The organism is Annamia dubia NIES-4383 (assembly GCF_055394725.1).
The window spans coordinates 1,364,517-1,378,273 of record NZ_AP025630.1; the positions used below are offsets into that span (position 1 = coordinate 1,364,517).

General features: G+C 35.8%; 7 protein-coding genes and 1 pseudogene. 5 read left to right on the forward strand and 3 right to left on the reverse strand.

Features of this window, described 5'->3' with window-relative positions:
• The first annotated feature begins 76 nt into the window (after window positions 1-76).
• From Anndu_RS06170 to Anndu_RS06185, 4 genes and pseudogenes are all read left to right on the forward strand, one after another.
• Window positions 77-883 carry an ABC transporter permease gene (locus Anndu_RS06170; protein ID WP_464103536.1) on the forward strand — a complete coding sequence of 269 codons (807 nt, stop codon included), beginning with the start codon at window positions 77-79 and terminating at the stop codon, window positions 881-883.
• A 177-nt stretch (window positions 884-1,060) separates the two neighbouring features.
• Window positions 1,061-1,798 (forward strand): ABC transporter ATP-binding protein, encoded by a 738-nt coding sequence (locus Anndu_RS06175; protein ID WP_464103537.1) that lies wholly within the window; start codon window positions 1,061-1,063, stop codon window positions 1,796-1,798.
• 89 nt (window positions 1,799-1,887) lie between these two features.
• A pseudogene (locus Anndu_RS06180) lies at window positions 1,888-2,273 on the forward strand (transposase); the annotation flags it as partial.
• 247 nt (window positions 2,274-2,520) lie between these two features.
• Window positions 2,521-9,615 (forward strand): LamG-like jellyroll fold domain-containing protein, encoded by a 7,095-nt coding sequence (locus Anndu_RS06185; RefSeq protein ID WP_464103538.1) that lies wholly within the window; start codon window positions 2,521-2,523, stop codon window positions 9,613-9,615.
• Between the two features lie 48 nt (window positions 9,616-9,663).
• Here the strand turns inward: Anndu_RS06185 and Anndu_RS06190 are convergent, their stop codons facing one another.
• On the reverse strand, window positions 9,664-10,725 hold the full coding sequence (locus Anndu_RS06190) for an IS630 family transposase (protein ID WP_464101003.1): 1,062 nt from the start codon (window positions 10,723-10,725) through the stop codon (window positions 9,664-9,666).
• Between the two features lie 452 nt (window positions 10,726-11,177).
• Between Anndu_RS06190 and Anndu_RS06195 the strand changes: the two genes are divergently transcribed.
• A complete protein-coding gene (locus Anndu_RS06195; RefSeq protein WP_464103539.1) occupies window positions 11,178-12,116 on the forward strand; it encodes a DUF1848 domain-containing protein in 939 nt (312 codons plus the stop codon).
• A gap of 7 nt (window positions 12,117-12,123) precedes the next feature.
• Here Anndu_RS06195 and Anndu_RS06200 read toward each other — a convergent pair whose 3' ends face one another.
• Both Anndu_RS06200 and Anndu_RS06205 read right to left on the reverse strand, forming a co-directional pair.
• On the reverse strand, window positions 12,124-12,447 hold the full coding sequence (locus Anndu_RS06200; protein WP_464103540.1) for a hypothetical protein: 324 nt from the start codon (window positions 12,445-12,447) through the stop codon (window positions 12,124-12,126).
• A gap of 238 nt (window positions 12,448-12,685) precedes the next feature.
• Window positions 12,686-13,747 (reverse strand): IS630 family transposase, encoded by a 1,062-nt coding sequence (locus Anndu_RS06205; protein ID WP_464103541.1) that lies wholly within the window; start codon window positions 13,745-13,747, stop codon window positions 12,686-12,688.
• Window positions 13,748-13,757: the final 10 nt, after the last annotated feature.

The following is a 13,757-nucleotide window of genomic DNA, read 5'->3' on the forward strand; positions in this document are numbered from 1 at the left end:
AGTTTTATGATTACAAAAATATTGTACAATTAATAAACACTAAATTCTAAATAAATATTTAATTTTAATTACAAATATGATTGCAAAACTCAAAACAAAAATCTTAAAAAATGAAATATTACGTTATTGGGAAATTTTATATGTATTAGTGGAAAGAAATTTAAAAGGACGTTATCGAGGTTCATTTTTAGGTGTATATTGGTCACTATTAAATCCCTTAATTATGACGGTAATTTATACAGCAATTTTCGGGGCAACTTTTGCATCTTATTATGATAATTCTACCATTAATTATGTGTTAGCGGCCTTTACCGGATTAGTAGTAATTAATTTTTATTCTTCTTCTACCGCTCAAGCTTTATCAAGTGTAGTTGGAAATGGAGCATTATTAAATAAAATAAAATTACCAGTAAGTGTGTTTCCTGTTTCGATGATTACGGCTAATATTTTTCAATTTTGTGTCGGAATGTTACCATTATTAATCATCGTAACATTGGTCAGATCTCACAGTATTCTTAATGCAATTTTCTTAATATTTCCCTTTGTGGCACTATGTTTATTTTGTACAGGAGTAGGCTTTTTTGTTAGTGCTTTATTTGTGTTTTTTAGGGATTTACCTTACTTTTATGAATTGGTCACATTTGTGATGTGGTTTAGTTCACCTGTGTTTTATCCCACGGATATTGTACCCGATCAAATCAAACCTTTTTTAGGATTAAATCCCTTATCACCTATTATTGAAAGTTTAAGACAAATCGCCTTAAAAAGTGATTTACCGAGCTTTACTTTAATTGCCCAAAGTTGGTTAAGTGGCATTGTTTTTTTAACAATAGGATTAATCTTTTTCCGTTGGTGTAAACCTAAATTTATGGATTTGTTATAATCAAAATATTATGAATAAACAAATAAAAAAAGAATATAATTATGACCTAAATACTTGATTTATCAAAAAAAGTTAGGGGCAAAGTTGTTGACACTTCTCCCACAATCTTATAAATTAATTGTGGTGATTGTTCCCTCACACACAATTTTTATGGAACAAACTTACTATAATTAATTAATGACTGAAGCGATCCGACTTGATCATGTTTCCCTGTGGCGACGCACACAGGAAGAATTTACATACGATCTCAAAAAAACAATTTTCTCCATTATACAGGGCAAATACCGTCAACCTGCCCGTAAATTAATATTAAATGATCTTAATTTAGTGGTAAAACAAGGGGAAAAAATAGGTATTATTGGTGCTAATGGTGCGGGAAAATCCACTTTATTAAAGGTAATCTGTGGTATTTTAGAGCCAAGTCAAGGCAAAGTCAGGGTAAAAGGGAATATTGCCCCTTTAATTGAATTGGGAGCAGGTTTTGATGCAGAATTAAGCTTAATTGATAATATTATTATGTACGGGGTGTTATTAGGTTTTCCCCGTCAAGAAATGAAGGAAAGAATTAAAGCAATTTTAGAGTTTGCTGAGTTAGAAGAATATGCCCATGCCCCCGTTAAAGCCTTATCCTCTGGGATGGTGGCTCGTTTAGGTTTTTCGATCGCCACCGATATTCACCCAGATATATTAATTTTAGATGAAGTTTTATCCGTAGGAGATGAGAGTTTTAGGAGAAAATGTCAAAAAAGAATGGATCGTTTTTGGGATGCCAATGCAACTATTTTAGTAGTTTCTCACTCAATGGATTTTATTAAACAATCTTGTGATCAAGCTATTTGGTTAGATAAGGGAAATGTAAAATTAGTTGGGAATGCTCAAGATGTGGTTTCATCATATTTTGAAAGTGTCAATTAGGGGGAAATCTGATATATTTAATATCCAGATTGTTATTGTTTGCTGTAAGAGAGTGTTTGAAAAGTTGAAACGGTAGTAGACCTCTTGTGATTGAGAAAATTTTAATTAGTTCAGGTTTGTTTACTTTACAGGGAAAAAAAGCTAATTCAAAGTGAGAATGAGATCGAAATAGTAGCAGTTGACGTATCAGAACATGAGATAGAACGGCCTCAAAAAAAACAGAAAAGTTATGATAGTGGAAAACAAGGCTATCATACAATAAAATCCCAACTATTAGTCAATAAAAAAAGAATTGAATCGTCAACTAGCAAAAGAAAGAATAATTGTTGAACATATTCATTGCTATTTAAAAATATTTAAAATACTTTCGTCACGATATAGAAACAGAAGAAAACGTTTTGGATTAAGATTTAATTTAATTGCAGGTATTTATAATTATGAGCTTTCTTTGAAGACAAAATTAGCGATCGCCTGATACTTTCGCAAGAGGTCTATTATTTTACCCACTGTTGTTACTGTACTTAATCGTTATGCAAAGAGAGGTATATAAATTTCAAAGTTTTAATTTTTCATAACCGAAGCTAAAGAGCCATATTAATTTTTATGAAGATATTTATTTAGATCTAACATGATGTTAGAAAATACAACAAAACAGATGAAAAGTATTGTCAATAATTCTCATCTCTTATTTATAAGATTTTTTAACTTTTAACAGAAAAATTATGAATCTTCTCTTCCCTGCTCAAAGCACTCTTAAGCACATTAATAGCATTGCCCACGAGGGTAAAGTCATCGTTGTAGCCACTGCTACCGATGGTAAAATTTGGTACACGATCAAACAAGATGGTTTTGAAGATAGTTATTTGAACACTCCTCCAGAGCAAAGAACAGGTTGGGAAAACTGGCAACAGTTAGAACTACCCAATGAAGACAAAGCAGACGAGTCTGTTGTTAAGCAAGAAAAAGCCGAACTGACTTATCTGACAGACCCCAACCGCTTTATTCTGCGATCGCGCTATCAAACTGTTAATGAAACTGCCGTTGCACCAGTTCAGTTAATTTCAGCCTTCGGACATCTTTACATCTTCCGTCAATCTAAAACTAACACCTTATTAGTGGATCGTTTTGTAGTTGATGGTATGATCAATAAGCTCAATCGTAAGCTAGAAGTTCGTTTCAAGCGTAGTCAGCAAAAGTATGAAGCCACCAAAAATATGAAAAAAGGTTCTCAGGGACTCACCAATACCGACTCCCTAGACTTTAGAGATGCCAATGGCAACTTTTTCTACGAACCCACCACAGAAATATGTGCAGTCAATAATCTACAAAATGGCGGGTTTTCGGTAGTTTTAGTTCCCACCATCGAAAATGATATCTATCGTTGGCACATTTTCGCTTACAATAGTCAAAACCAAAAAGTTGACATAATCAGCCTACGAGCATCAGAAGATGGGCTATTTGCAGTCAAAGATTACACCATTTTTGAAGAAATCAATGAAACATTCGTACCTCGTCAAATTGCTGGAGTGATTAAACGCACCCTAGACATAACGGGAGCGATCGTTACCAATGGCTTAACTGCTACCAAATATGACTTACAACAGGAACAACAAACCCAATCAGGGGAAATGCAACTGTTAAAAACAGCCACCCGATTAATGTTAGCCATTCCCACCGATAAAGGAACAGCTAGTTTTAACTTTGCCATCGCTGGAGATGGAACACTCGCAGAAATTGACGAAACTCCCGACAAAACTATCATTCGCAGTAAAATCAGAGAAATCCTCCTCCCCTTAAATACCCTTGACGAAATCAAACCCCTAGCCGACAGAACTCCTCCTCCCCAAGGAATTATCACAGGATTAGCCGAAGGAACAGACGAAGAAGATGCCGAAAACCTAGTCAAAATCACCACCGAAGGCAAAGCCGGAGACTTAACCAATGGCGACCTAGTCAAAATCATGGGAACAACTGACTATCAAGGGCTGTATCAAACCACCACCATCAATGAAAACACCTTTGACATTGACCTCGGATTAACCCAAGGACTGGGATACTGGGAAAAACAAGACGAGGAAGAAGGAGGCTTGATTTTTGACGGCATGATTACCGCCTACGAAAAGACCGCCGATGGGAAATTACGAGTAACCTGCCCTAATCATGGCTTAGAAAATGGCGATGAAGTCCAAATTGCTGGTACAGAAGACTATAACGACACTTATCCCGTTAAAAAACTGGATGATACCCACTTCATCATTGAACGTTCATGGGTAACCGCCTCCGCCATTAACATTAAATTAGTCTCTCGTAAACGACGGGGCATTGTTTTTGATGGAGTAGATGATTATATTCAACTATCTCAGCCTCTTTCAATTTTCTCTGGTTCATTCACCATTTCGATGTGGGTGAAAGTACCTCAAAATTCTGATAGAGGCATATTGTTGGGAGACTATGGACTACCAAAATCAATTAATGTGAATTTTGAAGTTTTCAATGGCAAGCTGAGATTTTACTGGAATGGTGAACCAATTCCCTATCTTCTTGGTTCAAAAGATTTAAGAGACAATCAATGGCATTTTATCAGCTTTGTGAGAGATAAGGAAAACCAAAAAATCTACGGTTATATTGATGGTGTCCTTGATTTTGAACATTCTGGCACAATTTCGGATAAGCGTGCCGTAATTGCTCACAGAATCGGGCGTGATAGTCGGGAGGGAGTAACCAATTTTGAAGGTCAAATTTCCGATCTGCGCATCTGGAAAGTGGTACGTAGCGCCGAAGAAATTAAAAACAATATGTACCTGCAACTAACGGGCAAAGAAGTCGGTTTAGTCGGTTATTGGCGGTTAGGAGCAATTGGAGAAGGACAAGTAATTGACTTTTCCAGTAATGGAGTAGATGGGACTGTCTATGGCGATGCTTATGTCAGCGCTGCTACCCTGAACCGTAAACTCGCAGGTGGGTTAGATGCCGTTAAATATAGTAATCCTGAATTGTTTGCCGTTAGTGAACGAGCAACCTATGAGGAAAGTTTTGAATTTAAGGTTGTTTCTTCCTCTGCGGTTAATCTTGCCTATTTGGATAATGCAGACGGGAAGAATTTAGGCACGAAACTTTTTAAGCTCTCCTATTGGGGAAAAGCCAGTCGCAGTGCTGAAGAAAAACAGATTATCGCCCCTGAACAAATTAAACAAAACAAATTTGAGGATTTAGGAGGAGGTTGGTATCGAGTCTCTGGGAATGTCACGATTCCTGATGGGATTAGTATGTTACGTTGTTTTGAGATTGCTAATGTTCAAGGCAATTGGCAATCTTTAGAAATTCGCAAACATCGCATCCGTTTGATTTCTGAAAGTATTACTGAGTTTAAGTACACGGATAGTGTTAGTTTAACTACTTTAGCGGATAATCAGGCAACATTAGCTACTAAATTAAAGCAACTGGGATCAAAAGAGATACGGGAAGCATATTTACTCAAAGAAAAACGGCAATTGGAACTAGATATTGCTAATCTGAGTCTTCAAGGCGCACAAAAAGAAGCCGCTATAAATGCCAAAAACAATGAAATTAATCAGCAAAAAGCGACAATTAGCTATATCAATGAGCAAATAAATCGATGTCAAATTGTTTATCTAATAGAGCAGAATAATCCCTTAAACTATTGGTGTAAACTGGTCTGCCGAGTTAATGAAAGCTTGATTGCTCGTATTTATACCCAATCAACAGGGCTTCTTTATGCTGATGTCGGAGCTAATGGCAATCCTTACTACTCTAACAACTACTTCAAGTTTGTCGCAACAGATAACGGATATTATCGCATTGTCTCAATGATGGATGACCTAGCCTTGTATGGAGGTTCAAAAGCTCAAGTATATAGTAATGCCTATGGTACTGGCTCACAGTATGAATGGAAACCAGAAAAACTTCCATCGAGTGATTATTATTTAATTCGTCAACGAGCAAACGGAGAGGTATTAAATCGTGGTGGTGGCGATTATGGAGTTTGTACTTGGCCTCAAGGTAATGTAACGTGGGAACAATGGAAAATAGTGCCCATTGGCGGGGAAACCAATAACAATATTGGTAATGCTTACTCAGCTTTGGTTGGGAAGCAAACAGAGTTGAGCGAAGCACAAAAGCGTTTGAGAAATCTTGAAAATGAACTAAACCTCTTAAAGTTGGATGGTGGTAATCAAGATGCTAAGAAAGCCGAACTTCAGAAGCGTCTGGAGGCAGTCAAGGCAGAACTGACCACCCTGCAAACTGAAATCAACACCTTAAATACTGACTTCATTAATGGAGTAAAAAGTACCCAACAAACTCCCCAAACGATGCCCCAAATTGCTAAAGATAGCAAGGGGTTAGTTACTCAAGGAGCGGTACTGGGTTTTGTTAATTCTGTCACTCGTCTTAAAGCTATAGAAACCAGCGAAGGCAATGTCCAACTGAGTTACTTTGATAACCAAGGACAAATGCGACAAACCAACTATGATGTCACAGCAGACAGTAAAAATGCCACCTTTGAACAGTGGATTCCTGATGCTCAACGAACTTGTTTAAACTTTAACAATAAAAATAGTGTTGTTACGTTGGATAAACCCCTCCATCTTGCCCAAGATTGGAGTATTGAAGCATGGTTCATCTATCCTTTACCTGAAGCGGGAGAATGGAATACCCTCATCCGAGGGAAAGATGTGGATCACCACATTAAGGTCAGAAATCTTAAACAGTTAGGGATTTATCTGCACAATGATTCCTTGGGGCAATACTTTTACGATAGCGGTTTCAATCTGGAGTTGTTAACCGAGGGATGGCATCATCTCGTTGCTGTCGGTCGGGGGGATACCACTCTGTTTTATCTTGATGGCAAAAAAGTGGGTGATGTGAAAGCAAAAGCCCTAAAAGATGCCGAGGAGAATCTGAATAAAAACCCCAACGATGCCGCCGCTAAGAAAAAGGTTGAAGACATTAAGAAAGCTAGTGTGAAATCTAAGAGCGATGTTTATGCCATTGGTAACTTTCAGGGAGGTGGGCAACCTTTTGGAAAAGTTGCCGAAGTCCGTATCTGGGGAGTTGCCCTAAGTGATGATGAAATTGCTGTCAATAGCAAAACCTTACTTAGTGCTAACGAACCTGGTTTGTTGGCTTACTACCCCATGAGCGAAGCCACAGGAGTGCAAGTGCGCGACAATTCCGGTAATGGCAATAATGCCACGGTGTCTGGGGCAAGTTGGTGGGGTTGTACAGCACCCATTGGCAAGATCGAGAATACAGCGATGAAGTTTGATGGGGTGAATGATTATATTAAGACTTCTGCTCAATTTCCCACTGGTAATGAAATCACGATCGAATACTGGTTCAAGGGCACCAGTTTGCAGTCTGCCGTCCGACAGCAAGAAGGTAATAATTATATTGTTGCTGGTTGGGAGGGTCAACATATTATTTCCAGCGATGGCGGTGTAAATACAGGAATTAAAGTGGGAGATACTGCAACTAATGGCAGTTGGCATCACATTGCGATGACCTGGAAACGGAACACTCCCAACGGATTTGTCAGCTATCTGGACGGGGTGCTGGTAGCCCAAAGAACGACTGCGAACGTAGCACTACCTACCTTTAGCACTAGCCAACCCGTTTTCCTAGCCTCTTTTTCGGGTATTGGCGAGTTTACCAACGGTCAACTTGCGGAAGTCCGCATCTGGAACAAAGCCCGTACTCAAGCAGAAATTCAGGCGGATGCTTACAAGCGGCTGAGTGGTAAAGAACCAAACTTAGTAGCCTACTATCCCCTCAATGAAATCAAACTGGAAGGTAATACCCGAAAAGTCCTAGACCTAGCGGGGAACAATCATGGCACTGTCAATGAAGCCATAACGGTAGATGATAATTCCCTACCCATCGGTAGCGATGCCCTAGTCTCTGCTGAGTACAGCACCGTGACTCTGGAATCATCCACGAAAACCAAGGTTGCCATCATGCGGCGGTTCTTTGCTTATCCTGCTACCAATGGAGTTACCCTGCTACCAGATAAGCGGATTGAAAACTTAGAACTCAAGTGGATTGGTAACGCCCAATTTGCTCCCACTTTGTTGGGTTATATTGAGGGGCCACCCCCAGTTCCTAGTGAAAATTTAACCCTCGAAGATGATTATAATGGGGCTACTTCTGTGGAGTTAATCATGTCGGAAGATGTGGAATTTAATTGGACTCGATCGCAGGATTCTGGTTTGGGAGGAACTGTGGACACCTTTATCGGTGCGGGAGGTGCAATGTCTATTTTAACCGCACCAATGGGTGTAGGTTCATCAATCGAAACCAGTACCAAGATTGGTTTCAAAGGAAATTTTGATTTTAATTACCAATTCCAAAATGAGAGTAGTATTACCTCTAGTTCGTCTCTGAGTATGACGGATAAGCTAGAACTACGAGGCACTTGCGAACAAAAAGCTCACTTTCCCCATTTAGGCACACGTTTCATTCCGAAAAATATCGGTTATGCTTTAGTTGTTTCAGCTATGGCTGATGTTTTTGTCACTCGTCTGGCGCGTAGTGGTAAAATGATCGGTTATCAAGTGCAACCTGTGGATGGTATTCCTCCAGATGTCAATACCATTACCTTTTTGATGAATCCCGCCTATACAATGAATGGTAGTTTAGATGGTATGACAGGAAGCGGTGCTACTAGCGATCGCTTCTTTAAGCACGTTCCTGAAATGCGCTCTCAGTATGGCTCTCTCTATCCTGCTAGTTACTACCGTCTTAAAGAGGCTTATGATCTCAAACAACAGATTGAAGCTGAGGATAAACGCCGAGAATCTTACTTTTCTAATTTTAATGTGCGTTTAGTGGATGAACTCTCCTTAAATCGCAATGTTGATAGTGGAGATGCACCTACTAATATAGGGTTACAGCGAGAAGAAGATAAACCCGGCACTCCAATGACGGATGAGCAAAAGAAAAAAGCCCAAGACGACAAAGCAAAACGGTTTCAGGATAGTGCGGCTCAGTCTACTGACAAGGCAAGTGCGGCTACTAAACAGAAACAGGCAGAAATTCAAAGCAAAATTGATGATCAGGAGAAACGAGTACAGGCCACTGACAGTTTTGCTGGTTGGCAAAAACGCATGGAAAGTATCCAAATTCGCTCTGGTAAGCGTAATATCGTTAATACCTACGTTTGGGATGCTGATGGTGGACTACGAACTGAAGCTCAAAGTTTTGCCAATACGGTAGAGCATACCATTGGTGGGTCTTTTACCATGAATGCCGGGTTAGGTGCTGAAAGTGAGTTTTCAGCTTTTGGTGTGGATGTGGAACTGACTGCCCAAGCTACTGTAAACTTGACTCAAACCATGAGTAAAACGGAAACTCGCAGTAAGGGTTTTGAGTTGAATGTGGATTTGAGTGGCTTAGAGTATAAAGGGATTACGGATCATAAAGATCGACCTATTTTACCTGGAGAAAAAGTTGATCGATATCGCTTTATGAGTTTCTATCTCGAAGGTAGCACTAATCACTTCCAAGACTTCTTTAATTATGTGGTTGATCCTGAATGGTTAGCCAGTAATGACGAGGAAGCACGAGCTTTGCGTCAAACCCAAGCCGGAAAACCCAATAAAGCATGGCGAGTATTACATCGTGTTACATACGTTGAACGTCCGGCACTGATGGGATTTGGTCGTGATGTGCGTCAATTACGTCCGGCGGATGAACTCTCAGATCAGCAAACCTTATTAGCAAAAATTGCTAAATTAGAGGAAAGTAACCGTCAATTAGAGGCTAAATTGGATAAAATTCTTGATGCTCTCAACAAATAATCGAAGTTGATTTTCAAAATATAGTCTAATACCATTTACAAAAAGTAGCTACACAGATAAAGCATTCACAATATAATCCCAACCTGCTAAAGACAGGATAAAATCTTCTTGTAAATTATTTAAGATATTAGCTACTTTATTTTTGACATCATCTAAGTTCTTAAACCAGATATTTTTTAACTGTTGTTTGATATATAACCACAGTCTTTCAATCGGATTTACTTCTGGACAATAAGGTGGTTGAAATAACAAAATTATATTCTCAGGTACTTCTAACTTTTTTGCTCTATGACAAGGTGCATTATCTAACTGTATTATATGAATCTCATCGGGATATTCTTTACTAAATTCTTTTAAATATTTACCAAAGCATTCACTATTAAAATGAGATAGTTCATAGAAAAAACTTTTGCCATTTTGGACTTCGATTAATCCATAAAGATAATAATAGTCATAATGCCATTGTAATTCTTGTTCTGGTTTGACTCCTTTTAAAGTTATTTTCCTTCCTAATTCTGTCCTAAAACCCAATCTAGTTTCATCTTGACACCAGTAACAAATATTTTTAGTATCCCCCCATTTCTCTTTTATTTGAGCTATTATGCCTTTTAATCTTATGGGTAAATACTCTTTAAATACGGATATTACCCCTTCATTTTGATACTCATGATAAGGACGTGGTACTTTTAATTTTGCCCCTAATTCGTATCTCACTAATTGATGTATTGTGGTATAACTTATCTCAATATCTTGACAAGTAAATAACCATATTTTTATTTCTTGGTAACTGTTAAATCCTTGAGGCTCACTTAATTCTTTTTTGACCAGAGCAACTGTTTCTAGCTCTAGTTTTTTTGGTCTTCCTGTTTTATTATGTTCTTGTAATAATGCGTCTAATCCTTCCGTCTTATATAAGTGAAACCATTCGTAAATTGTTCTCTCACTACGTCCCATCATTACCGCTAAGTATCTGATCGTTTCAGCCACTTGAATTTTCCAAAGATATAAAGCTTGAACTTTGGCAAAATTCAAAGCTGTTTTTTGTTGTTTCATGAGATTTTTTAGTGTATCTGCTGATTCAATTACTTCTATTTTTGATATTCCTGACATACTATTGCTCCTGTTAATTTATTCCTATACTAACCCTGAACTTACTTTTTGTAAATGGTATAATTAATCATATTGACACTCCCCCGTTACAATCTTTGATTTAACGGGGGCTTCTTGTTTCTTTCATCCCATTTACAGAAAGTAACTTCAGACGTAGTTTAATGAAATAGTTTATTTACAAAGATTTTAGCTATTTAACAATGTAGCTACTTTTTGTAAATGGTATTAGCACAAAATCCCATGGTATGTTAAAGTAGTTATTAAATCTGTTTATTTTTTGTTGTACCAGAAGAAACTATATTGCTACAATTCTATAATAATTTCCATTATATAGTTACCTAATCATATTTTAACATTAATTTTCAAACTTAAATCAAAATTTTTTAGGGTAGACAATTCTAATTGTTTGATATTAGAATGAAAGAATAATTTATAGTAAGAGGTTAGATAATATGATTCTTAGTGTAAGTAGACGTACCGATATACCAGCTTTTTATGCAAAATGGTTTATTAATCGTATTCGGGAAGGTTATTGTATTGTACCAAATCCTTTTAATTCTAAGCAACTTTCTCGTATTGATTTAACACCTAAAAATGTAGATATGATTGTTTTTTGGACAAGAAATCCTAAGCCTTTATTTCCCTATTTAAAAGAATTAGACCAACTTGGTTATAAATATTATTTTCAATTTACTTTAATGAATAATCCTAAAATAATTGAAACCAATAAACTGCCTTTTGAAACAGCCATTAAAAACTTTCAAGAATTAGCTAATTTAATTGGGAAAGATAAAGTTATTTGGCGTTATGATCCGATAATTTTAAGTAATATTACTAACCTTGAATTTCATCTTATACAATATCAAAATATTGCTGAGATGTTATCTAAATACACTTTTAGATCAGTAATTAGTATTATAGATAATTATGTTAAAACAAATCATAAATTAAAAATCATTACTCAAGAGCATAATGTAGAATTTTTTAATTGGGATCAATCTCAAGGAGAATTTCAAAAATTATTATTAGAAATAGCCAAAATTGCTAAAGAAAATAAACTTGAAATATTTAGTTGTTCAGAAACAATTGATTTAGAAAAGTATGGCATTCAACACGGTAAATGTATAGATGATGAATATATTAATCAAGTTTTTGGAATAGAAGTTATTCATAAAAAAGATCACAGTCAAAGAGAAGCTTGTGGCTGTGTTTTGAGTAGAGATATTGGAATGTATGATAGTTGTTTATTTGGTTGTCAATATTGTTATGCTACTAGAAATTTTGATCAAGCTAAAGAAAATTATCAAAATCATAATCCTTTATCCCCTTCTTTAATTGGTAATTATAATTTTAATGAAAAAGTAACAAGTAAACAATTAGAACTTTTTTAAAGTTAATTTAAAAAGGAATATCGTCTAAATTATCATCAAAACTAAAGTTTTTATTTTTATGAATAACTAAATAAGAAAAATTAATGCTTGATTTAGGAATTAATTTATCTTCTCTTGTTAATAAATTTTCAGTAATTATTGTCGGTATAGGGCAAGATGATCTTATCATTAAACCATCACTTTTTTGAATTATTTGACAATTCTTTCTACTTTGAGTCATTAGAGTTACTTCTTTCATAATTTGAAGATTTTGAGGATAGAGAAGATCACTAATAATAATTAAACTATTGTCAGCTGCTAAAGTCAATAAATCATTAATATTTAAACGCATATTTTCAACATTCCAAAGTTCATTTAAACAATTCTGAAAAACAAAAATATTATAATTTTGAATATCTTTTTGAATATTTTTTATTGAATTTTTTTGACATAAATCTATCTATAGAATACGGCGATAATTTATTACAACCTTGCCATGCTTTAGGCATTAATTGAGGAATAATATATTTACGAGTAATTTCTCTCGCTCCATTCCATCCTTGAGAATTAATACCATTTACAAAAAGTAGCTACACAGATAAAGCATTCACAATATAATCCCAACCTGCTAAAGACAGGATAAAATCTTCTTGTAAATTATTTAAGATATTAGCTACTTTATTTTTGACATCATCTAAGTTCTTAAACCAGATATTTTTTAACTGTTGTTTGATATATAACCACAGTCTTTCAATCGGATTTACTTCTGGACAATAAGGTGGTTGAAATAACAAAATTATATTCTCAGGTACTTCTAACTTTTTGGCAGTATGACAAGGTGCATTATCTAACTGTATTATATGAATCTCATCGGGATATTCTTTACTAAATTCTTTTAAATATTTACCAAAGCATTCACTATTAAAATGAGATAGTTCATAGAAAAAACTTTTGCCATTTTCTACTTCGATTAATCCATAAAGATAATAATAGTCATAATGCCATTGTAATTCTTGTTCTGGTTTGACTCCTTTTAAAGTTATTTTCCTTCCTAATTCTGTCCTAAAACCTAATCTAGTTTCATCTTGACACCAGTAACAAATATTTTTAGTATCCCCCCATTTCTCTTTTATTTGAGCTATTATGCCTTTTAATCTTATGGGTAAATACTCTTTAAATACGGATATTACCCCTTCATTTTGATACTCATGATAAGGACGTGGTACTTTTAATTTTGCCCCTAATTCGTATCTCACTAATTGATGTATTGTGGTGTAACTTATCTCAATATCTTGACAAGTAAATAACCATATTTTTATTTCTTGATAACTGTTAAATCCTTGAGGCTCACTTAATTCTTTTTTGACTAGAGCCACTGTTTCTAGCTCTAGTTTTTTTGGTCTTCCTGTTTTATTATGTTCTTGTAATAATGCGTCTAATCCTTCCGTCTTATATAAGTGAAACCATTCGTAAATTGTTCTCTCACTACGCCCCATCATTACCGCTAAGTATCTGATCGTTTCAGCCACTTGAATTTTCCAAAGATATAAAGCTTGAACTTTGGCAAAATTCAAAGCTGTTTTTTGTTGTTTCATGAGATTTTTTAGTGTATCTGCTGATTCAATTACTTCTATTTTTGATATTCCTGACATACTATTGCTC

Excerpts from the sequence above, each read along its gene's own strand:
- Anndu_RS06170 (WP_464103536.1), top strand. The coding sequence starts at position 77 with ATGATTGCAAAACTCAAAACAAAAATCTTAAAAAATGAAATATTACGT.
- Anndu_RS06175 (WP_464103537.1), top strand. The coding sequence starts at position 1,061 with ATGACTGAAGCGATCCGACTTGATCATGTTTCCCTGTGGCGACGCACA.
- Anndu_RS06185 (WP_464103538.1), top strand. The coding sequence starts at position 2,521 with ATGAATCTTCTCTTCCCTGCTCAAAGCACTCTTAAGCACATTAATAGC.
- Anndu_RS06190 (WP_464101003.1), bottom strand. The coding sequence starts at position 10,725 with ATGTCAGGAATATCAAAAATAGAAGTAATTGAATCAGCAGATACACTA.
- Anndu_RS06195 (WP_464103539.1), top strand. The coding sequence starts at position 11,178 with ATGATTCTTAGTGTAAGTAGACGTACCGATATACCAGCTTTTTATGCA.
- Anndu_RS06200 (WP_464103540.1), bottom strand. The coding sequence starts at position 12,447 with ATGCGTTTAAATATTAATGATTTATTGACTTTAGCAGCTGACAATAGT.
- Anndu_RS06205 (WP_464103541.1), bottom strand. The coding sequence starts at position 13,747 with ATGTCAGGAATATCAAAAATAGAAGTAATTGAATCAGCAGATACACTA.